Origin of the sequence: Lysinibacillus sp. FSL R7-0073, from assembly GCF_038009065.1 — a bacterium.
GTDB lineage: Bacteria > Bacillota > Bacilli > Bacillales_A > Planococcaceae > Lysinibacillus > Lysinibacillus fusiformis.
In genome coordinates, this window is record NZ_JBBPAS010000001.1 from 2461580 (window position 1) to 2484781 (window position 23202).

A 23202-nucleotide genomic window follows, 5' to 3' on the forward strand; every position below is an offset into this window, starting at 1 on the left:
GTCCTACCCTTTATATCCAAAATTTAAGGACATAAAAGGCAGGACTGCCATCATGAATAAAATTTTAAGACAATGACAGTACCCTCTTCGGGAGTACTAGAAGCAGATATTTCTCCTCCATGGGCTACTGTTAGTTGTTTAGCGATGCTCATGCCCAGCCCTGAACCACTTGTATTTTCCTCTGAATTAGTACCACGATAGTACCGTTCAAATAATTGCTCTAACGTGGATGAATCCATTCCAATACCATTGTCCTGAATACGAACAGTGAAATAATGATCACTTTCCTTCTGCACAATAATATCTATTCTCGTATTTGACGGATTATGCTTAATAGCATTAGAAATCATATTATCAATAATACGTGTGAACCATTTCATATCAAGAGGATATGTTATCGGCTCTTCAGAAGCATGAAATGTAATATCATAGGAAGTAAATTGTGGATCATTTATAAAATGAATAACGGCTCTTCGAATGACTTCGTTTACTTCTTGCGTTTGACGAACCATGGGCAATGCATTGTTTTTCAGGCGATATGTTAAGCTTAAATCATCGATTAATTCAGACATAAAGGTTGATTTTTCACGTAATGTTTTTCCAATCTCCTTAAACTCTTCTTGTGACCAATTGTAGGGGGCTGATTCAAGGACATGCGCATAACCATTTATAGAAGATAGTGGTGTTTTCAAATCATGGGAGACACCAACAATCCACTCCTCGCGAGTTTGTTCAATTTGTTTGCGAAGCTTTTCGTTCTGCTTAAGCTGCTGGTTCAAATCATTCAAGGAATCATTAATTTCTCGAAATAAACGGAAGGACCGCTTCTTCTTGCCATGACGATTAAGTGACCTATCTTTTTTCTTAGCCTCTTGCTCGTGATAATTACCATCTGCCAATCGTTGAATAAAGTTAACAATATAGAGAACGGGTTGCCCAAATCGTTTACCGTACCAAAATGCTGTGGCGATGATAAATAAAATAAGGGCTACTCCATATAGTAGAAATGCTTTTCCTAAATAGGTATTATGCTTACCTCCCTCCACCTTTACTGCATCGGATGGTACTTCAATGACCCATGTCTGCTGTTTCTCTGCATCAAAATATATATATTGGCTACCATTATTTCTGAGATGATCAGCCTCATCCCCAAGTAAATGATCGAGTGAAAGTTTTGCTTCAGGATTTTTCACATGCCCATATTGTTGGATGATCTCCCCATTGGCTGAATAAATTGCTAGCGTACCATGAGCTTTTTCCAATAGCTGCTTCCCTCGCTGAGAAAATCGATTTCCATCCCATTCTAATGTAAGTTTTTCTGCTAGCTGTCGGGCAGGACGTTTTTGACCAACTACAACAAAATAGGTTTGTCCACCTTTCTCCTCTTGGCTAATAATGAGCTCGTATGGGAACGGAATGCTTTTCTGCCAAAAGGCTATTAATTGACCAGGTTCGTAGTGAGTTGGAACATCAGATGGTAGTTTGGAAGAGGTCAACATATTTCCGTGAGAATCGATTATTTGTAGCCATTCCTCACGTTTTTCTATATCAGAAATTTTGTTAGCATCCAACGACACAACGTCATTTTCAATTGAAAATGTTTGCCTTAGTCTACTATTGCTACTACTCGATACTTGCTGTGTTTCAGGTTCACTTTCTAACTGCAACCCAACATACACTAAAAAAATGATTGTACCTATTGCTAAAGCCACTAATACAAACACAATTTGTGAAATAAAGGTAAAGGCAAGTCGACGACTAATTCGATTCATACCAACCCCTCTTTTTGAATTAATTTATAGCCTAGTCCTCTAATGGTTAATAACAATTCAGGGTCCTTCGGGTCCTTTTCTATCCTCTCGCGAATACGGCCAATATGAACCGTAACCGTATTATCATCCCCAAAGCTATGATCACCCCAGACAGCTTCATATAACTGACTTTTCGTAAATATTTGATTAGGATGCTTGCAAAAAAAGAGTAGTAATTGATATACCTGAGCAGGACAAGAAATGACTTGCCCATCCACAATTAATTCCCCTGCACGCTCATTCACCTGGAATCGGCCAAAATCGTAAATGAACGTATTGGAAGATATGTGCTGTGGTCTTTCCTCCTCATATAATTTAACGCGGCGTAGTTGTGCTTTCATTCGAGCGACTATTTCTAATGGGTTAAAAGGTTTTGTAATATAATCATCCCCGCCCATAGCAAAGCCTGTTAATTTTTCTAAGTCTGAGTTTTTTGCTGTAATAAATAAAATCGGGGCATCTGTTGTCTCCCGAATAAATGGACAAATATCAAAGCCGCTCCTATCTGGCAGCATGACATCCAATAGGATCATGTCGTATGACTTCTTATTACATGCATTTAACGCTTCTTGAGCAGTGCTTGCACGATCAATTTGTCGAAAGCCCTCTTTAGTTAAAACCATTTGTAACATATCTAAAATTGCTGATTCATCATCAACAAGTAAAATGGCCACATCATGTAAATTCATATTTTAAATCTGTCCTTTCCCGTCTAACATGGAATTCATTTTAACATGTTTTTTCCAATGAATAATACTGCTAGTTTGTCACCACTACGAAGGAATATAAACAGAACATAAACAGCATTCTTAAAAGTTTATGAAAACGTCATCCAACGTTTCGGCTTACGTAAAAATCAGCCTTTATACTTTAAAGAGTGTTAAAAATATATTTCTATTATGGAGGAACCACTTTGATTGCAATATGGAAAAAGGAGTTTATTCAATCATTTCGCAGTATCTTTTCACTTATTACGATTGGCATTTTTATTGCCGTCTCCTATTATTTATCTGATTTTGTCACAAATAGCAGTCTCCTTACTGGCATTAAATTTGCTGAGGCTGGCTATGTAAGTGGGCTGGTATTTCTAATTTATATGATGGGCTTTTTATTTATCTTTTCTTTATTTCACGACACCATTAATAGGGAAACGGAAAGCAGAACAATTCGGTTCCTAGTAACCAAAACATCCCGATCTTCTATTATTGTAGGCAAATTATTAGGAATCTTTTCATACTGGTTTATTTGCTTATTAGCGTCATTTAGTATTATTGCATTCTTTTCTCATGAATTTTATATTAAAACATTCGGTAGCTTATTTGTTATGCTAGCGTACATCGTGTCGTTATGTGTGCTACTTTCCTGTCTCATTCCTAAACGATCGATGTCAATGTTTATCGGATTACTAATTAGTATGGCTATTCCTACATTCGGTTTATGGAGCCTTTTTTCAGAAAAACTCTGGTTAAAAATCATTAAATATATGACTCCGTACCATTATATGCTCGAGGGTGGAACATGGGGATGGCTCGTTGTTCTGTTATTTGCGGCTATTATGGTAGGAGTCTCGATACTTAGTCTTCATAGGAGGGATTTGTAATGACCGTTATTGAAACAGTGGATTTAAAAAAATCCTATCACAAGCATTTAGTCGTACGTGGTATCAATCTACAAGTACAGGAAGGTGAAATCTTTGGCTTTTTAGGGAGAAACGGCGCAGGGAAAACAACTTTCATTAATATGCTTACAGGAATTGTCCTTCCAACTAGTGGTCAATTTCGAATATTAGGTGTACCCAACAATCAGCTTGATCGTGTCAAACGCAAAGTTGGTGTTCTTCCAGACTACACAGAGTTTTACGGCAATGATACAGCTCTGGAACATCTTCAATTTTTTGCAAAGTTACAAAAGCACAAGGTGACTAAACAACAATGTGTGGATTTATTAGAGCAGGTTGGTTTAAAGAGCGCTGTACATGTTAAAACAAAAAAATTCTCGTTTGGGATGAAAAAAAAGCTAGGCGTAGCACAGGCTGTCATCGGAAATCCAGATTTAATTTTCCTAGATGAGCCTACTTCGGGGATGGACCCGGAATCTGCGTTAGAGATGCAAAAATTCATACGAACATTAGCCAGTCAAAACAAAACTATTTTTATGACATCTCATAATTTAAATGAAGTGGAAAAGCTATGTAGCCGAATTGCTATTATGAAAAACGGCATTATTTCAGGTCTAGGAACCATCGATCAATTGCAAAATCAATTTCAGACAACGATTGAAACAACTATTAAGCTCTTACCTAAAAATGACACGTTGTATCGTCATGCTCGCGAGGAAATCGAAACTTGGACAACGATTAACTATTCAGATAACCAACACCTTACTGTTGAAATACGCGATGAATCAGATATTGCTAGCATTGTGCATTCCTTATGTAAATTTGATACGGACATTTTTGATATTCAAACGAATCGACCTTCGTTAGAAGAGATATTTATGAATGACTAACAACAAGTAAGCAACTACTTTTGAAGAAGTTGCTTACTTGTTGTTTTGAAAAGGCTATATTCAATTTATCGTTAAACCATTAATGGAGTCCAACAAAGCAGTACATGATTGTAAAGATCAACATAAAGGTTAAAACGGCTCCTAGTACATTTTGGTTATACGTGTTTTTTCCATTTATTAGTTTTCTTAAAAAAGTAGTGAAATTTAAAAAATATAAAACTCCTAATACTGGTATGACAAACAACGTTATAAATAACAAAAAATACTCCCCCTTTTTTTTCATTTTATAAAGTAGAATTCGCTATACCAAATAATCAAAATAAGCGACATCTTTAGCTTAATAAAAAACGGTCCCATACCTTTTCATCCACCCAGAAGAAACCCTCGTGCGAGCAAGCTGCTAATACACATTGTTCATCTTCATAAAACATCAAATCCTCTGGTAATTCTGGCGTAATCCAACCAAAAAGTGAGTCGCTACGCTCCTTCAAGAATTGAGCAGTCGTATCGTTTAATAGAAAATAAAAAACAAATGCCGTATTTTCGCCAAGTGTTGTCGTCTCCCATTTATTTTGAACCTTTCTTTCAATAAGCTGACTTTTAATAGGAGCCAATAGCTCATCAACAGCCGCTAACCGTAATTCTTCATTATCCATTAATTGTCTGTTCTCAACGAAAGCAAAGCGGTTACATCGTTTCGCTAGTATATTGATTAGTTGTTGATAGCGTTGCCCCATTATATTTTCACTAATCATCATCAATTTCATTTATCCTCCTTCTCTATACTCAAATAAAAGCGCTATATTTCAATCAAACACCCCTATATGCCCCATAAAAAAAGAGCTGCGGGTAGCAACTCAATGATTTTGAATGAAAGCCATCGTAAAATGCACTCAGTGATTATTTTTCCCAACCTTTGTTTGTCATAACTAATGGATGCGAAATCATTAAGGTTTATGTTGATAGATTCCTCCATCCATTAGTTCAATTTAGAATGTATAACGATGTCATCTCATTTACGATTAACTATCCAGTTCCTGAATTTTAGATCGAAAGGTTTTATCGTTTCTTTATTCGTCGCGATGACCTCGCAACCTCTATCATCATAAATAAAAAAGATGACGTTTTTGGTCAAGTTTATAAAAAATACATCTGGATAGTTATAGCCTGTACCGAATTTGGGCTTCAAGCGGAAATCCTCATTACAGGCAGCTTTGATAAGTGATACATAGTGAATATCTTGTTTGTGGCACTTTAAGGAAAATCGTGAAATATAAATATCTTCATTATCAGATACATACGGCAAGGTTTGTTGTTTTAAATGGAATTTTATCTCTTTATTTTTTATATAACGATCATAAACCTTTATGCGATTTTTCTTACCTTCAGCAAGCTTATACTGATAAACATTTGTCACAAGTAAAATTTCATCCGAATACGAAAAAATTTCGTTAAAAATGGTCAAAGCTTGATGGTATACATAATTAAACATGGCTAGATTTAGATGACCATTATCTTTCAATTGATAAAATCCAGCCCCAAATTCAACGTGAATACCAATATCCCATTGCTGATAAAGGCTAGTTGTTAACGTGAGTCCAGGAAAAGCTTTATTTAAATATTGTTCTACATCTATCGTCATTCACTCAAATCTTCCTTTAATTTTAATTAAACATTACACTTTCTCACATAATCTAGCATAAAATTCAAAAAAACTAGGTCACATTTTTATACTCATGATAATACATAGAATACAAATCATTTAATGTCACTTTTCCAAATGCAAAATCCACTACATTTCTCTCAACTAAAAAAGATGTAAGCGAACTTAATAAAGCGGCTTCAGAGCTTGGTAAATGAATTAATGTTATTCCATTTGTAAGTGTTTGAAGCTTTATGTTTGGAAATAGCTCATACAGTTGTTTTTCAGTAGAACTCTCCATATTGTTCACGCGGATAGTTTTAATATGTGCTTGACTGAAACCTTCTATTATTTGATTGGTATCCACTAGTTTTCCTTCGTTAAACAAGAAAATTCGATCTGCATATTTCTCTAAATTATCGAGTAAATGCGAGGCAATAATAATAACCTTCCCCTTCGCCTTTTTCTCTACTAATATTTTCGAAATAATCTCTACATTATTTGGATCAAGTCCGTTCATAACTTCGTCCATCATCATAATGTCCGTATCCGTAACTATTTGCATAGCAAAGCAAAGACGCTGGCGCATACCAAGGGAATACGTGCCTGTTTTTTTATTTACATAATGCCCCATATTCAATATTTCAATGGTTTCATCTATAAGATTTAAATCGGATTGCCACATTGTTGCAAACATTTTTAAATGTTCGCGCCCGCTTAAGTGATTATACAAGTCACTTTGGTCTGGCATCATCGACACAAAACTATGAATTTTTACTTCATTTGATTTATTCGAGTAGCAAAGACCACCTTTAAATAGTACCTTCCCTTTCATAGGCTTTACATAATTCATCAACACATTCATAAATGTAGATTTTCCTGTTCCATTTGGTGCAACAAGCCCAATCATTTCACCTTGCTCAAATGTCATTGAAATATCATTTAACACTTTATTTTCCGCAAATTGCACAGTAATATTTTGAATGTCAATCACCTGTGTCCCTCCTATTTAATTAGCTTATAACGTCTATTCATAACAATAAGTAGCATGAATAAAATGACGACTACAGCTAAGACAAGTAACAACTGTAATCCTAAATTGAAATCTAAAAAATCGTTCATATAATAAAAATTCCGTTGTTTTGAAACAATTTGTCCGACTTGAATGTAAGAAGTTGGGTAGATTTGAATATCCCAAAAGTAACCAACATATCGGCTGAAATAAAACTTCTCCCCAAAAATAAGGAGTAAGCCGATGGCAAAATTCATCATCTCGTTACGGAATATGATACTGCACAATAACACAACGTTGATTATGACCATAAACCAAGTTAAAAGCAAAATGAGGGTTTGTCCTAAAAACATCCCTAAAGTCATCGGTTCAAATTTACCCTCCTGACGCCATTCGAGATGAGGAGCATACATTGGAGATGGTAAATTGAAAGTTCCAAAGCCGGATTGTAAGCCTATAATAATGAGCCCAGCTATAAGGGGTACAAATAATACTAAACTCCCTAGTAGGACAACGATCATTTTCACCAATAGCTTTTTCCAATCGCTAACAGGAAATCCTTTGATAATGGATGGATGACGGCGATCTTTTGTGACGATATCAATGGCTAAAAGTAGTACACACACAATTAAAATAACAGGTAGTAATCCCTTTAATAAACGCTCGAACGTTTGCAGTGCTGTCCGCTGTTCGAAAATTTCCATTGATAATTCATACTTTGCGTTCGCATACGTATCATAACGGGCTGCCTGCTCTAAATAAGCATAAAAGGCATCATCTTCTGCATAATCATTATTTTTTATAAAATACTTTGAGTTATAGGAGAATGAATCACTTTTGTATGTAATCGCATTCGTAAAGTAGTACCAATCACGAGTTACCTCTGCATATTTTTTTAGATCCCCCTCATCTAATGCTTCTAATCTCGCTTTATCTATTGGATTTATTTGCTTAAATATATCAATCGCAAAGATGATGGCCGGATGTAGTCTATATATGTTTTGACCTTCCATCGAATCTAAAAATTCCTGCCGTGTTAAATAGCGAGCCTCAATTTCTTCATATTCAACTTTTTCAATCGGATCATATGCGGGTGCTATTTTAAATACATAAAAGAAGGTTGCAAAAGCAAGCAAAAAATAGATTGCTAAGTTTTTCTTATTCGTAAAAAATTGTTTGAATTCAAATTTGAAATAATTCCACATTGCTAATGAGTACCTCCTCTATGCCCTTTTAATTTTCCCTGTTGAGAAAAACGTTTTAATAATGAATAACATTAAAATAATACAGATAAATATAATAATTAAGCCTAGATTCATCGTAATATCAACAGGCTGTGCCAAATCTACTGGTGCGCCTCGTAAAATATCATTGAAGTTCATGAAATTAAAAGGATTATAGGGAAATACACTCATTAAAGATGGGAAAATCATCGGTAAAAAGAACAAAATAAAGTGCACAAATAATGTTAAATACATATTTTTCAGTAACACATTCAATATAATCGACAACAGCATGACGAAAATTGAAATGACAAACATATAGCCAAGGCTCATCGCGATATAATGGACGGAAGAGATTAATACAGCATCTCCTACGTAAATTCCTACAGGATCTAGTGGGTTACCAAGTCCATTTAATACCCACAATGGACTAGCGCAAATAAAAATGAGTAAAAAGCTTGTTAGGATGGTGAACAAAGAAATCATACATTTGGATAAAATATAGGAATCAAAACGAACAGGAAAGCCTTGGATTAAACTAGAATGCTCAAAATCATCTAGCAAAATAGAACTTGTTTGGAAGCTAATAAATATGTACCAGCCCGCCCCTACGTAACTAAAGAAAAATAATAAGAAAGGTATGTATTGAAATAAGTCGGTTATTGTATCCCTTCCCGCATCATTCATCCATTTAAAATAAAGATAGTCCATCGAATTTTGTAATTTAGAGGGTAATAATTCTGCGATATCATTGTATCCTTCTAATTGGAATGCCTCTTGTCTTAATTCAGCAAGCTGAAGTGAAGCCTCATAATACATGGATTGTCTGTCCATCGTTAATGTGGCTATTTGCAATGCAATCTTACTTTTTTGCTTCGTTAAATTTTTAAATATGTCGCTGCCATCACCTGTTTCAGAGGCATCCTTCACTTGAAATTTTGATAGTATGGCCTGTGTTGAATAATAATCACCCTTTTTCTCAATAAGCTGATTACCAACGGCTTGCGCCTTTATATAAAACATAAAGCCAAAAACGATCATGACAACAGCAATTAGTGCAACTAAATTTCTTCGATTCGCTCGCTCTATCACTAGACCTACTTTTAATGCTTTTAACACTGGTATCCTCCTCGCTTTGAATTGTGAAAGTCTTTAGAATACTATGATAATGCTTCGTGGATATTTTTTCAATTTTTTGTATTTTAAAGGTTGTGAATATTACAAATAAAAAGTTTTCTATTTATTGGATGAATAGCAAATAAATAATATGAAACTATAAAATCTAGATACTTTTTAATAGCTTATTTAACCATTCTAAGTATTTAGATTTTCATATTGATAGTAATTATCTAGTGTGCTGCTTTTAAAACAAATTTTTAATATAACTGGTACATTTATAAACGTTATAAATAAAAGGACTGCTTTTACAGTCCTCAATTGATCAATTATTTAAAATGGCTTATTTGCATTGTTCCACATAAGTTAAAAGGAAAATTCATAGCCAGTATAATTAAACACCTTCGAACCATTTTAGTTGAACTTTTTTTGCTTCTGGAGTTCCCTACATTTACTAAAATCAGCATTATCTAATTCTACGATCATCCAACATCCCTTCCCTTTTCTACTATGAAAGATACTCTGCTACATAGGCTATTATGTTATTTATCTCCCACCACTAACATTTATAATTTCACCAAGAATATATTTGGCGGCATCAGAAGAAAGGAAGGCAATGACTTCTGCTACTTCCCTAGGTGTCTCTACCATTCCAGGTGCAACCCCGTTTACAATAATTCCATAGTCAATTAGCTCTCTGGACATGCCAATTGTCATTGTATTTATGGCCCCTTTTGCAGATGCGTAATGGATACTTTCCCCTGCCCCTCCAATTCGTGCAGCTGCTGAAGAGACATTAATGATTTTTCCGGATTTTACGGGAATCATATATTTTAATACTGCTTGGGAGCATAGGAGAACACTAGTAACATTTAATTGAAATGTTTCCTCCCATAGCTCCTCACTCATATCCATAAATGTACTTTGACGGATGCCACCACCTGCATTATTAACTAACACATCAATTGTGCCAAAAGAGGAAATAGCTTGTTCAACCATTGCGTTCACTTCGTCTTTATTCCTAACATTAGCTTGAATGGCAATAGCCGCTCCATCCTTTTCTTGAATACGTTGGACCGCTTCCATGGCCCCATTCACATTTGTATGATAATTAATAATTACTTTAGCGCCCTGAGCGGCCATCAACTCCGCAGTAGCAAGCCCAATACCTGAGCTTGCGCCTGTGATGAGAACAACCTTTCCTAATAAGTTCTGCATAGCTTCTCTCCTAACAAAACGTTTACATTAGTTATTCTCTATTTAACATTGTTAAACCTTTTAAGAAGGTTCGTATATTCATGTAAATATAACTATTACTATTTTGGGTATTTACTTGAAATTAATTCCTTACTTATTAACTCAATGTCTTGTGAAAAAGATTTTACTTGGAAGGCATCTGAATATGCTTTATTTTCAGATGAAGCTACTACTTGTTGCAGTTTTGCCTCATAGGTTTGTATAAAATAATCTAGTGTTGGACTTTTCAAATTCAAGGCTTTTGCAACACCCTGAATGATTTTTACACGATAGTAATCTTCTTTTGGCATTCTAGGAATATCCCATTCTCTATTATGATTAATAAAAATCCTTTTAAGAGGAACTGCTGAGAAATCATAGTACTTTCCTTCTCGATCTGGTTTAGAGTATGGATCAATTAACAAGGATGCATAACGAATATAGAGCAAATACTCTTGATGGATAGACTCAAGGTTATTAAAATTTTCTATATCTTTCCTATCTATACTTGCGGGATGCAATGGATAATTATCATCTACCATAAACTTTAATAGATTTAGAGGTTGAATATTGAAATCATTCACCACTGTCATTACTTCTTTCCAATAATTTAGCATATGACGGATTGTTGTGTATGTGATGGGACCTTCAGGATAAAGTTTATACACATACTTTGGTGTCTTTGGTTCATCAAATATTACTTGTAAGGAAAAATCATTCATAAATAAGGGAGGATGTACGTATAAAGATATATTTCTTGTTTCTGCTTCAAGTGGAGATGTGAATTTTGTTAATTGAATTCCCAAACGATTAAATAATTTACATAATTCATCTAATCGTTCTGTTTTTGAGTTAGTTGAACCAATATAAAGTGTTTTCTTTACCCCAGTTGTCATTACTTTATTTGACGGAATGTCATCCAACCATCTAGTATCTCCATAATAGGTTGAAAAACTAATGACTTCAGCGTGTGTAGATAGATTCTTTAGGAAATTGGTAATTAAATGACTTGAGCCGAACGTTGGTGAAATTAATATAAAGCAGTTAACTTCCCTCAAGACTTTGATATCTATTTGTTCTAATACAGTAATATAGGAATCTGAAGTAACGCTTAGTACAACGGTATCCCAATTACCGTATATTGTATGGTATCCTTTAAACAATCCATCAATTGTACATTCTCCTGCAACAGATTGATGTTGTGTATTTTGAATAGAAACCTGAAGTGCAAGCTGATGTTGAACGATAGTTTCAAAGAAAATTTTAGAGCGTTTAGATTCACGACCTGCAATAGCTACTTTACTATTAAGATGACTTTTTTACAGCTAATTGAATGGCTGTTGGTCCTGTTCCTAATATCAACACACTATTAAAATATGTCATAGCTTTCTCCTCATCTAAAAAAAGTCATTGTTCTTTTGATGTAAAATAACATCACTTTGAGGAAGTATTATTTCTCCATTATTCGCCATTTTGTCTGGTCTACTTTTTACATTGAATCATTAAAAAAGATGGTAGCCCCTCTCCATGACGCATATCAACTAGAACATCTTTACTTAATCCGGCTTATTATTGGTTTATGTCATATTTACGCTAAAAAAGTTGAGCTAATAATCTTGTACAACGGCGTGTTTCCTTACTGATTATTGTTCAATTGAGAGAATACTTCTTTATAAAAAGATCAGATACTAACATGAAGTCCTTTAACTAAAAACTATTAGACTCTTTTTCGATGTTATGAATACAAACAGAAGAGTTATTTTTTAGATTCTCAACTAATGATATCTATATCGATCACTTCCCAACTTCTATTTTAGAGGATTAAAATTCAATATATGCCGTATCCTTTATGACTATTTCGATGTATTTTTTACTTTAATGTCACAGTATTTCATTTTGATAGTGGTTAGAAGATTCTATAATGGTTTTGCTACGGGACGTCAGAAGCCCACTAGGTAAATTAGATATAAATGATGTTAGAAAATTGTATACCATGTGCATGTGCCTTGGCTTACATTATCGATAAAATTAAAAAGGCTATGAATGATGATCATTCATAGCCTTTTGCTTATTGAATTAATTGGCTAACGTCTTCTTTGGCTCAGCAGAGGTCAAAAACGAAATGAATTACTTTTAAAAATTTTAAGAACAAAGATGTTCCTAGACATCTGTCGTAAAGTACTTAAATAAGCATGTCTTTTAGATCTATAGCATTTTATTCATGTCGTTGTTAATTTAGCGTATATGATAAAAAACAACGTCAACTCTCCCATGATGACAACGTTTGGGACTTCTACTATCAAATTAATGATAAAGAAAGTGGCTAAGATCCCAATAAATAATGTTAAATGATAAAGCGTTAAACGATCTTGTTTAAACCTATACTGATGAAAAACTATAGTAGTTGTCATGAAATATAGGCATACAGAGCCGAATATAAAATATAAATCAAATGAATAACGAACCTCATTTAGAAACAGAAGCTTGATGGAAGCGGCAATCATGCTCAAAGACATTAATACAAAAAGATGGCCATAAATAATGGTCTGACCAGATGTTTCGATTGATTTGTCCACTTTCTTTTCTACATTTTCGAAATACTGCCACCACATCGAAACAATTAAAATAAACGAGATGATTGAAAATAAAATAGAATCCCAATCCCCTTTTTGTGGCTGTAGCACATACAAGGTGCTAACAACTGATTCTCCGAAAAGGATTAATGTCAATGAAGCAAAACGTTCTAATAAATGAGATGTATTAGTCGGAGCCTTCACCAAATATTTACGTCCCCAAAAAGGTACAAGGATATCAATCAGAATGCCTATATACAATATGCTATAGCGAATCCATGAATCAAATAAGATAGAAAAACAGGATATGATTATGCCAATCCAAAAACGTGTGCCTAAATAGTGAGCAACGTCCTTTCTATTGCCTTCTTCATAACGGTGAACAATTAGATATTGGACCGCAGTAAGGGCTCTTAATCCAATATAGCCAATTAGAAATGGCAAATAGTATTGATCAAAGTTAACCGATAGGCTAGATGTCATAATCAGGACAAATAGCATCTGGAATATTGTAAAAATCCTTTGGTGTAAAAAATCCTGTCCAAAACGATTAATAAACAATGTTTGTCCTACCCAAGACCACCAAATAGGGATAAATATTAAAACAAACTTCAAAAAATACTCTGGGCGAATTTCACCTTTTTCAACATGAAGTAATACATTAGTGGCAGTTGAAACAGCTGCTACAAAAATCAAATCATAAAAAAGTTCTAACCATGTTATTTTCTTTTCTTCCATCTCATCATACTCCTTCAAATCCTATTAGCTAATCATATAATAAAATGCTTTTCTTAATAAAGAACCTGTTTAAGCTTAAATCAAAAAATTTTAGGCAAACAAAAAAGGAACTGGAGTCAGTTCATTTTTTGTTTGCCTTGCGAATACGATCCATCCCACTTAACAATGCTAGTATGAAAATTGCTAACATAGCAAAGAAATAGACCGATATTTACAGAAATAATATAATGATACAGGGATCTCAGTCTTATCATTTTAGATGAAAAATCAAGAATGCTTGTACGTATGTCAAAACTTTAGCTATTGTAGAAAAAATACCTCCTTTGGATATCACATTCAAAGGAGGTATTTTTATAGTAAGTAACTTAATTTAAAGATTAAACGGCTTGTTCTAGCATTGCTTCTAATTCATTTTTGTCAAATTGATACGTTTCATTACAGAAATGACATTGTGTTTCTGCTTGCCCATCTGTATCGATCATATCTTGGAGTTCTTCGCTACCTAAGCTCACTAGCACATTCGTTGAGCGATCTTTTGAGCAAGTGCATTGGAATAGGACTTCTTGTGTTTCGAGAATTTTTACATTCCCCTCTCCTACAACCATTGTTAAGATTTCTTCTGGTGTTAGTCCATCACGTACCATTGCTGAAATCGTTGGAATACTTTCTAAACGTTTTTCAATTTCTTCAATAATTTCTGCCTCCGTGCCAGGTAATGCTTGAATAATAAAGCCCCCTGCTGCTTGGATTGTATTATCAGGGTTAACGATAACTCCTACCCCGACGGAAGAAGGAATTTGCTCAGACTGTGCTAAATAGTATGTGAAATCTTCCCCTAATTCCCCTGAAATAATAGGTACCTGTCCTACAAAGGGGTGTTGTAGACCGATATCTTTTGAAATGGTTACCATACCATCTGTTCCTACGGCTCTTCTAACATCTAATTTCCCAATACTGTTTAGGGGGAAATGTGTTTGCGGGTTTGTTACATAGCCTCGTACTTTACCATTTGCGTTAGCGTCAACAAGGATTGTACCTAAATCACCCCCACCATTTATACGAATCGTTAATTTGTCTTCATTTTTTAACATAGAACCAAGCATCACGCCGAAAGTCATTGAACGTCCTAACGCTGCTGATGCGGTCGGCCATGTATAGTGTCGATGTTGAGCTTCCCCTACTGTATCGACTGTTCTTGCTGCTATAACTCGAACTTGTCCGTTATATGCTAAACCTTTCACTAAATAATCCTTCATTATTATCTCTCATTTCTTCAATTTTTTAATAGATGTTTGAGGGTTCCTCTTCATAAATTAGCATCTTCTGACGCCCCTAACCCAACAATTTCCCTTCGACTTTATTATCGTGTTATACATTTAACAAAGCCCTCAGTTGCATATCATGCGAGTACCGTTTGTGGAAATTTAGGATATTTTCGCTGTCATAATCTCTTTTATTTGCATTGGCTCGCGTTTCTGTATAATCAACCTAAGTATTGTAAAGCGCACACAGAGGAAATACACACATTAGTGCATAATTCCAATATTTCACCTATTTATATTGATGTCCAACATAAATCAACATTTTGAGAGGACAAAAGAAAACAAATAGTTCAATTTTGAACTACAAGGGGAAATAAAAGTTAGAACAGATCTGCTCTAACTCAAATTACCTAACACTTTTTGAAGTAAAGAAAAAGAAGTAGCTTTCTCCTCTTCATTAAATCCATGAAACATTTTGTTTGTAAGATGATCAAAGATTTCTTCAAAATATTTCTGGACATCCAGTGCTTTTTTAGTTGCAACGACATACATTACTCGTTTGTCCTCGCTATGCCCCTCTTTTACAAGATAACCAGTCTTGACTAAACGGATAATCATTTCAGTAATGGTTGATTTTTGTTTGAGCATTGTATCACAAATACATTTGATTTGTATGCGTCCCCCATTTTTGTACACAATGTATAACAGCATGAAATGGCTTGGGGCTAAGTCAGTATAGCCTAGTCGTTTTAACTCTAGTTTTAATTCATCTTGTACAGCGGTAGAAATTATGGAGTTCAATAAAATTGCTTCATGTGATTGTATATTTGCCATTCGTATCACCGTCTTTAGAATAGTTCAATTTTGAAGTTATTTCAACTTATATACATTTTAATGCGCTCCCTTTTCCTTTCACAATGATTTTCAGTAGCTATTTATGATCAAGATTTAGGTGATGAAACAATAAGGAGGTATATCGATGTAAGATGTTTTTAAAATTTTATGATGCAGTGTGGTGATTTCACTAAAGGAAGCAATAAGGTACAAAAAATGGACGATTTGGGAGGTTTAAATAAAATTTCTGGAAAAAACTATGAAAGCCCAAGTTTTTTTGAAGGTGTGTTGCCTGTCTATTGGTAGCAAATAAGTAAAAAAACCACCTACTATTTCAGATGTAAGTGGTTGTATTTCAATAAATTATAGTTTAACTTTTACCACTGTACCATCCTGTGCTTTGACATCAACTAGCAAGATCCCTTTATAATTCTTCAGCTCCTGGACAATGGGCTTGAGTGTTTTTTTGTCTATTGGCGGCAAGGTAAAGTCCAGTTTTTTTCTTTCAAAGTATTCTTTTGTCCATTTGTTTATATTACGCTGAAATAATGTTGAAGACAAAATGGAAATAACAATGTTTAACATCGCATATGGGATTGGGATGGTAAGTCGAACATCCTTTGTTTTCACTTTGACATGTATCATCAGTCGGTCACTAGTCAATGAACACAGAAACGGAATCCCCGTTTGCCGATTTAATATCAACGATTTGGCCATCTAATTCATTTTCAATAGCTTCCATTATAAGGCTGATATCTAGATCTTTCACATATTTTTCAGATTGTGGAATACTAGCTGCGATACTGTGTCCAGCCATTAATACTACCTTGACCAACTTGATAGGTAAATTGACAGTCACGTTATCATTTTCGGTTGATACAATACGAACTTTTAATGTTTTATCTAAATATTTAGTTGGTTTTTCTAAAAGCTTATTCCCTGCTTCATCTTTCTCTTGCAATACTTGGATAAGTTCGGAACCTTTTTCTGCATCAATTTTCCCTTCCTGAACCATCGTTAACACTCGTGCAATTTCCTCTTTCATGATCATTTCCTCCTATTCTTCTTTTAAAAGCTTAATGGCTTCTTCTGCTGTGATTTCGCCATTTTCTAGTAGGGTAACAACATTTTTCTCATCTATTTCATTTTTCTTCTTCTTCTCCACATGTCCGAGGGATGAAATAATATCTGTTAACTTTCCTCGAACTGTTGGATACGAAATCCCAAGTTCTTTTTCAACATCTTTAATATTCCCTCTACACGTTAAAAATACTTCCACAAAATGAAGCTGATCCTTTGATAAGGAGGCCAGTTTCGATAATTCAAACTCATTTTCGATTGTAGTGTGGCAATGAGAGCACTGCAACTTTGTAATTTTCAATGTTTTACTGCAAACAGGACAATTTGTGATTACTTGATAGGCCATTTTGAAATTCCTTTCTTTAGGTTGATTTGATTATATAACAAAGAATTTAAAAAATAAATAATTAAGTTTAATTATTTATCAAAAAAAATTAAAAATATTAATTTGTTGTTTAAAATAATTAATTTTTAAAAAGATATCTATATAAAGTGGAGGAACGTCATTTTATTTTAAAATGATAACCAATTGGAGTAGGTAGAGGCAATATGGTAAAACAAAATTCCCCCTTTTTTCAATGATTCAATCCAAGATACTGAATAGATCGCCTTAGTGAAGTAGGTTCAGGTCTTTTCACTGAGCTATCATTAATTATTAGAAGGTTAGAAAGTGACAAGAAATTCTCCCTATATGCCAAGTGAAATGTATCCCCATGTACGGTGGATTTGGACGTAATCCTATAAAGCGAATGGTTTTCTCATTGGATGATTTCAACCATATCGCTACCCGCTAAACAGCTATCCTCGCTATGTATAATCGTTAATCTTTCAGTCAATGAATGATTTTTGTATAAGAGTAGCAGCATCAATACAAACTGATAAAAACACTTACTTCGTTAACCCCATCAATAGGAAAATATGAAGGGAGTTTTATTAGATGCCATTTGTCACCGTGTTTGGAGGAAAAACTTTTGAAGTAGAGAAAGGAAAAAAATTAGTGCTAGCACTTGAGGAAAATGGTATAGAAATACTATCTTTAAAAATATCTGACAGAAAAACTCCACAAATGTATTATAAGAACTGTTCTAAACAAAAGTAAGTACGCACTTTAAAGTTTTATAGTAAGTAAAAAGTGATATAGGCACTTTAAAGTTCCTATCCACCAACTTAATTTCTTCAGAACAATCATTCATGGCAAGTCTTCCATTGAAAATAGGTTTTATGAATGAATTTGCATATATCATCCAATAAGATAATTTTATATGATACCCTTAAAGAGAAATTTCCCTAGTAATATACTGGGTTAAAAAATAGGAGTTCAATGATTATGATTTCAAAAGAAGCATTAGAAAAAAATCAGATTTCCCTGTATGTATTTGTTTTATTAATAGCAGGAGGTATAGGGTTATTTGCCCCTGATATGGGCATGCGGTTAGACATTATCCTTTCTTTTGTTATTGCGTTATTAATGTACAGCATGTTTTCACAAATTCCTTTCGGCTCTTTAAAAGAAGCTTTTGCAAATCGTCGTTTTTTGGGGGCATTGCTAACAGTCAACTATATTGCGGTACCAATTGTTGTTTGGCTACTAACTTTGTTTTTACCTAACCACCCACCTTTATTACTTGGTGTCTATTTGGTATTACTGACACCTTGTATTGATTATGTCATTGTTTTTACAGCACTAGGTGGGGGAAATGAAAAAGCCATGCTGATTTCGACACCTATGCTTTTCATTACCCAAATGCTATTACTACCCTTCTATTTGTGGTTATTCATTGGACATGAAGCAGCGGAAATAGTTGAAGTGGGCCCTTTCCTAGAGGCATTTTTGGTGCTAATCGTCGTTCCATTAGTCATCGCTATTATTCTTCAACTACTTGCTAAAAAATCAGTAGTTAGTCATAAAATCATTCAATTTTCTGCATGGCTACCTGTTCCCTTTATGGCATTAACGCTGTTTGTTGTTGTGGCTTCACAAATTGGAAAACTATCGACGTCCATTGATTTGATTGTAAAGGTTATTCCCATTTACGTGGCCTTTATGTTTATCATGCCATTTATTTCAAAACTCATTGGCAAACGATTCAAGCTTGACCTTGCATCTGGTCGAGCTTTAATTTTTAGTGGTTCAACACGCAATTCGCTTGTTGTTCTGCCATTGGCCCTATCTTTGCCAGATCCAATTCATACAGTAGTGGCTGCTATTATCGTTACACAAACGATTGTCGAAATTATAGGAGAAATCATTTATATTCGTGCTGTGCCTTATCTACTGTTACGCGAACAATAGGCTGATTTGTAATTCATGAAAAAATTTGGTACGATATACATACAATTATGAGAGGACTGATGGATGAACAATGATGAACTAAACTATATTTTAAGTTGAAATCAATAACTTCAAACTACAAAATATAGGATTAGTCTGTCCATTTTTATCAATCAGTTTATACTTTTTTCGTCATTTTCCTATGGCAAAAAAGTCCTTTATCAATACCTGTAACCGACTAATCCTTCCAATGACAATTGGGGGGATTTTTTTATTCTCTCATAGTTACATCAAAATCCTAAAAAAGGAGTGTGGAAAATGAGCGATTTAGACACAATTGTTACACATGTATATCTCCGTATAAGTCGTTAATATCCATCCTACTTATGCGGAGACATGGACACCAGATGGATATGCCGACTTTGTATAAAAGAAAGAAAAAATTATTGCTATACAAAGGAGGAGTTATCATGTCAATGATACAAGTTCAAAATTTAACATTTTCCTATCCAGGTAGCTTTGATCCTATTTTTGAAGGTGTTAACTTTCAATTAGATACGGATTGGAAACTAGGATTTATCGGTAGAAATGGTCGAGGGAAGTCAACATTCTTTCATTTATTATTAGGGAAATATGAGTATAGTGGGAAAATAAATGCTTCAGTAGATTTTACTTATTTCCCCTACCCTGTTGCAGATCGGAATAAATATACGTATGAAATTTTTGAGGAGATTTGCCCGCAAGCAGAGGATTGGGAGTATCTTCGTGAAATATCGTATCTAAATGTAGATGCGGAGGTTATGTATCGCCCCTTTTATACATTATCGAACGGAGAACAAACAAAGGTTTTGCTTGCTGCTCTTTTTCTGACGGAGGGTCAATTTCTATTAATTGATGAGCCGACTAACCATCTTGATACAGATGCGCGAAAAATTGTCGCTAACTACTTGAAGAAGAAAAAAGGATTTATTTTAATTTCGCATGACAGAACCTTTTTAGATGGCTGTGTGGACCATATCCTATCCATCAATCGAGCCAATATTGACGTTCAAAGTGGTAACTATTCTTCATGGAAGTTAAATTTTGATAGACAGCAGGAACACGAGGAAGCAACAAACCATCGTCTACAAAAGGACATAGAAAGATTAAAACATTCCTCGAAGCGTTCGGCAGGCTGGTCCAATCAAGTCGAGGCTTCCAAAAATGGGACGACGAATTCAGGTTCTAAGCTAGATAAGGGTTTTGTCGGACATAAGGCAGCTAAGATGATGAAGAGAGCGAAGCACATTGAATCTAGACAGCAAAAAGCAATCGATGAAAAATCAAAATTGCTAAAAAATGTAGAAAAAACAGAGTCATTAAAATTAGAGCCATTGGCATTTCAGTCAAAGGAACTAATAACTTTGACCGATGTATCTGTTCGATATGATGACCAAATGATTAATCAACCATTAAGCTTTAAAGTTGAACAGGGTGATCGTATTGTTCTTGATGGAAAAAATGGAAGCGGTAAAAGTAGTATTTTAAAACTCATTCATGGAAATGACATACAGCATACGGGTACCATCCATGTAGGCTCAGGTCTTATTATATCTTATGTGCAGCAGGATACTTCCCATTTGAAGGGATCATTATCGGATTTTATTGAAGAGCATGGCATTGATGAAACATTATTTAAATCCATCCTTCGTAAAATGGATTTTGATCGAATTCAATTTGAGAAGAATATAGCTCATTATTCAGGTGGGCAAAAGAAAAAACTACTTATTGCCAAAAGTTTATGTGAGAAAGCTCATATATATATTTGGGATGAACCACTAAACTTTATAGATATCTATTCCCGTCTACAAATTGAAGAGCTCATTCAGAGCTTTAATCCTACAATGGTGTTTGTAGAGCATGACCAAATATTTCAGCAAACGGTGGCGACCAAAATTATTTCTATGTAGCTAAGTATGAAAGCTTTGAAAATTGATCGTTTGTAATCAATAGCTCTTCAGATGTTGCTCTAAGAATAATAACGCCAATATAAAGACAAAATCCCAAGGAACAGACGACAATGTTTTTCCTTGGGATTCTCTTTAGCCTTATACTATATTTGCACTAGCTGTAAAGCCTTCTTAATATCCTGTATATCCTTTGTTAAAACACTCTTCACATTTGATCCAAACCATTCTAGTGAGGCATCTATCTCCCTATTTGGATCTATTTCTGCTAGGAATTCACCGTAATCAATGGCCCCTTCAAATAATGGAACCATCCCTTCTCGAGTCCCTGATGCAGCATAGACATTGTTTGGTGCAAAAACATCCAGTTGTGTACGGGAGGCAATATTTTTAAAGTGAAAATGTGAAATATAAGGGCGAAGTTGCTTCATGGCGACAATAGGGTCCATCCCTGATTCCCATACGTGTAAAACGTCAAAGTTAACTCGTAGGCTTGAGTGGTTCGTTTCTTCGAGTAACTGTATGGTTGAGGGTAGATTATCTGTCAAAGTATTCGGATGAGTTTCAACAAGCAAGTATTGTCCTTTTGACTCGAGATAATCACAGATCAATTCAAGTCTGAAAGTAAGTTCTTCTCTTTCCTTCTTACTCGTTTCTAAGCTGCCCTGCTTGCCGACAAAAGTACGAATCTTATTTGTTCCCCAGCGCTCTGCAAGTGCAGATAACCTCTCTGTTTCAGCCATCATTTCAGAAACAGGTGCCTCTAATGGTAAATAATCACTAAGCATACTCGTTTCCAAACCGAAGGATTTTAGCCAATCTGCTCCATAATGAAGATCATCTGCTAAGTTCTTTGCATGAATACCCCAAAGCTCAATACCATGAAAGCCTTGTGCTTTGGCAAAGTGAGCTAATTGATCTATTGAATGAAGATGGTGTCGAAACGAGATTGTACAAATAGATAGTTTCATAACGTAACCTCTTTCTTGTGCTGTAGTGTTAACCATGCTTGAAAGCATTCTTGTAAACCTTGCTTGATCTTGAACTCAAGTAGATTTTGTTCTTCTAGCTTCACAAAAATATCTTCTATTAATAATGGATCATATGTCATCGCAAGCTTCATCACTCGATATTGAACTGTTGTATAGCCCTTCACTAAATGCTCAATTTCATCACACCATGTGTCAAAGCCTTCTTCAGCACGGCCAAGTGCTTCCCAAAAATATGCAAATGCATGCTCATATGCATATTTTCTTATTGCTATAACTGGCAATTGTTTTATTGCAGCCGGAAGTTTTGAGATACTTTCTTTATCATTTTTTACAGTATGCTCATTAATAATTTCAGCAATGGCATCTGTCAATGGATTACAATGAAGCTTGATACATGTATTAAAATAGGCTTCAACCGTCTCTATAGTTGGAGCAATAATCGCCTCCGAATCAAAATAATAACCTCCTCCGACAGTTGGCTCTTGGATGGCAGCTAAAATTCTTTCCTTCGGTAATAACCCCTCCCAACGGAAATCAGGGTCATACATAAACCACTCTTCTTCATTTTCTGTCGATTCTAGCATCACATAATGAGGGAATGGACTTTGATGAAATTTATTCTCTCGCTCTGGAAGCTTTGATAAATCTAACATCACCATTACATGTTGCTGGGGAGATTTATGTTCTAATAACGCTAGTAGCTTATTTATATTTTCGTGTTTTGTTTGATTTTCGTCATACCATTTGTGAAGCTTGATTCCATAAAGCATTTCATACCATGTTTGAAAGAAATGGTGATCAATTTGATCAGAGTGGTATGTCAGCACGCCATTATCAAGCACATCGAAATCTGCATCCCATACCCCAAAATAATAAGGCCTATGATCGACGCCTTTGGTCTTCTTAATAACCTCACAAACACAGCTTACAAAACAATGAACTTTTATCATTTTTAGC

At 34.7% G+C, this 23202-nt stretch carries 21 protein-coding genes and 1 pseudogene; 5 read left to right on the top strand and 17 right to left on the bottom strand.

Translation table 11 applies throughout. From position 1 onward, the window contains the following. Window positions 1–50 precede the first annotated feature (50 nt). Both MKY88_RS12175 and MKY88_RS12180 read right to left on the bottom strand, forming a co-directional pair. Window positions 51–1772 carry a sensor histidine kinase gene (locus MKY88_RS12175; protein ID WP_340813760.1) on the bottom strand — a complete coding sequence of 574 codons (1722 nt, stop codon included), beginning with the start codon at window positions 1770–1772 and terminating at the stop codon, window positions 51–53. Beyond that, window positions 1769–2500, bottom strand: a complete 732-nt coding sequence (locus MKY88_RS12180; protein ID WP_193832055.1) for a response regulator transcription factor — start codon at window positions 2498–2500, stop codon at window positions 1769–1771. Before MKY88_RS12180 ends, MKY88_RS12175 begins: the two co-directional genes overlap by 4 nt. A 224-nt stretch (window positions 2501–2724) precedes the next feature. On the opposite strand from MKY88_RS12180, the gene MKY88_RS12185 reads away from it, so the two are divergent. Both MKY88_RS12185 and MKY88_RS12190 read left to right on the top strand, forming a co-directional pair. Next, window positions 2725–3411 (top strand): ABC transporter permease, encoded by a 687-nt coding sequence (locus MKY88_RS12185; protein ID WP_340813761.1) that lies wholly within the window; start codon window positions 2725–2727, stop codon window positions 3409–3411. Further along, window positions 3411–4319, top strand: a complete 909-nt coding sequence (locus tag MKY88_RS12190; protein ID WP_340813763.1) for an ABC transporter ATP-binding protein — start codon at window positions 3411–3413, stop codon at window positions 4317–4319. The genes MKY88_RS12185 and MKY88_RS12190 overlap by 1 nt, the downstream gene beginning before the upstream one ends. Window positions 4320–4651: 332 nt before the next feature. Here the strand turns inward: MKY88_RS12190 and MKY88_RS12195 are convergent, their stop codons facing one another. From MKY88_RS12195 to MKY88_RS12255, 13 genes are all read right to left on the bottom strand, one after another. Continuing rightward, a complete protein-coding gene (locus tag MKY88_RS12195) occupies window positions 4652–5086 on the bottom strand; it encodes a stage III sporulation protein AH (protein ID WP_340813765.1) in 435 nt (144 codons plus the stop codon). Window positions 5087–5331: 245 nt separating this feature from the next. Next, on the bottom strand, window positions 5332–5961 hold the full coding sequence (locus tag MKY88_RS12200; protein ID WP_340813766.1) for a DUF3885 domain-containing protein: 630 nt from the start codon (window positions 5959–5961) through the stop codon (window positions 5332–5334). Window positions 5962–6034: 73 nt separating this feature from the next. Next, on the bottom strand, window positions 6035–6955 hold the full coding sequence (locus MKY88_RS12205) for an ABC transporter ATP-binding protein (RefSeq protein ID WP_340813768.1): 921 nt from the start codon (window positions 6953–6955) through the stop codon (window positions 6035–6037). Between the two features lie 11 nt (window positions 6956–6966). Beyond that, window positions 6967–8178: an ABC transporter permease gene (locus MKY88_RS12210; RefSeq protein WP_340813769.1), complete on the bottom strand. Its 1212-nt coding sequence runs from the start codon at window positions 8176–8178 to the stop codon at window positions 6967–6969. Between the two features lie 18 nt (window positions 8179–8196). Continuing rightward, window positions 8197–9315 (bottom strand): ABC transporter, encoded by a 1119-nt coding sequence (locus MKY88_RS12215; RefSeq protein ID WP_340813771.1) that lies wholly within the window; start codon window positions 9313–9315, stop codon window positions 8197–8199. 543 nt (window positions 9316–9858) lie between these two features. Continuing rightward, complete coding sequence (locus tag MKY88_RS12220; RefSeq protein WP_340813773.1) at window positions 9859–10530, bottom strand: SDR family NAD(P)-dependent oxidoreductase; 672 nt, start codon at window positions 10528–10530, stop codon at window positions 9859–9861. A 98-nt stretch (window positions 10531–10628) separates the two neighbouring features. After that, entirely contained in the window at window positions 10629–11840 is a 1212-nt protein-coding gene (locus tag MKY88_RS12225; protein ID WP_340814828.1) for an opine metallophore biosynthesis dehydrogenase, read from the bottom strand. A 927-nt stretch (window positions 11841–12767) separates the two neighbouring features. Continuing rightward, the gene (locus MKY88_RS12230) at window positions 12768–13859 is read right to left on the bottom strand and encodes a low temperature requirement protein A (protein WP_340813774.1); all 1092 of its coding nucleotides are present in this window, start codon (window positions 13857–13859) and stop codon (window positions 12768–12770) included. A gap of 377 nt (window positions 13860–14236) precedes the next feature. After that, window positions 14237–15115, bottom strand: coding sequence for an Hsp33 family molecular chaperone HslO (gene hslO / locus MKY88_RS12235; protein ID WP_193832066.1), 879 nt, complete (start codon window positions 15113–15115; stop codon window positions 14237–14239). Window positions 15116–15517: 402 nt separating this feature from the next. Further along, window positions 15518–15955: a MarR family winged helix-turn-helix transcriptional regulator gene (locus MKY88_RS12240; RefSeq protein WP_340813776.1), complete on the bottom strand. Its 438-nt coding sequence runs from the start codon at window positions 15953–15955 to the stop codon at window positions 15518–15520. Window positions 15956–16318: 363 nt separating this feature from the next. Next, window positions 16319–16600 (bottom strand): hypothetical protein, encoded by a 282-nt coding sequence (locus MKY88_RS12245; RefSeq protein ID WP_008177759.1) that lies wholly within the window; start codon window positions 16598–16600, stop codon window positions 16319–16321. Between the two features lie 10 nt (window positions 16601–16610). Then, the gene (locus tag MKY88_RS12250; protein ID WP_036148449.1) at window positions 16611–17000 is read right to left on the bottom strand and encodes an SHOCT-like domain-containing protein; all 390 of its coding nucleotides are present in this window, start codon (window positions 16998–17000) and stop codon (window positions 16611–16613) included. A gap of 12 nt (window positions 17001–17012) precedes the next feature. Next, entirely contained in the window at window positions 17013–17381 is a 369-nt protein-coding gene (locus MKY88_RS12255) for a DUF2089 domain-containing protein (RefSeq protein WP_193832068.1), read from the bottom strand. 591 nt (window positions 17382–17972) lie between these two features. On the opposite strand from MKY88_RS12255, the pseudogene MKY88_RS12260 reads away from it, so the two are divergent. The 3 genes and pseudogenes from MKY88_RS12260 to MKY88_RS12270 form a co-directional block, all read left to right on the top strand. Further along, window positions 17973–18068, top strand: a pseudogene (locus MKY88_RS12260) (2Fe-2S iron-sulfur cluster-binding protein); the annotation flags it as partial. Between the two features lie 294 nt (window positions 18069–18362). Beyond that, window positions 18363–19328, top strand: a complete 966-nt coding sequence (locus MKY88_RS12265) for an arsenic resistance protein (protein ID WP_328200755.1) — start codon at window positions 18363–18365, stop codon at window positions 19326–19328. 449 nt (window positions 19329–19777) lie between these two features. Beyond that, complete coding sequence (locus MKY88_RS12270) at window positions 19778–21256, top strand: Lsa family ABC-F type ribosomal protection protein (protein ID WP_193832070.1); 1479 nt, start codon at window positions 19778–19780, stop codon at window positions 21254–21256. 143 nt (window positions 21257–21399) lie between these two features. Here MKY88_RS12270 and MKY88_RS12275 read toward each other — a convergent pair whose 3' ends face one another. Then, on the bottom strand, window positions 21400–22224 hold the full coding sequence (locus MKY88_RS12275) for a sugar phosphate isomerase/epimerase family protein (protein WP_328200754.1): 825 nt from the start codon (window positions 22222–22224) through the stop codon (window positions 21400–21402). After that, on the bottom strand, window positions 22221–23195 hold the full coding sequence (locus tag MKY88_RS12280; protein ID WP_340813777.1) for a DUF6005 family protein: 975 nt from the start codon (window positions 23193–23195) through the stop codon (window positions 22221–22223). Before MKY88_RS12280 ends, MKY88_RS12275 begins: the two co-directional genes overlap by 4 nt. Window positions 23196–23202: the final 7 nt, after the last annotated feature.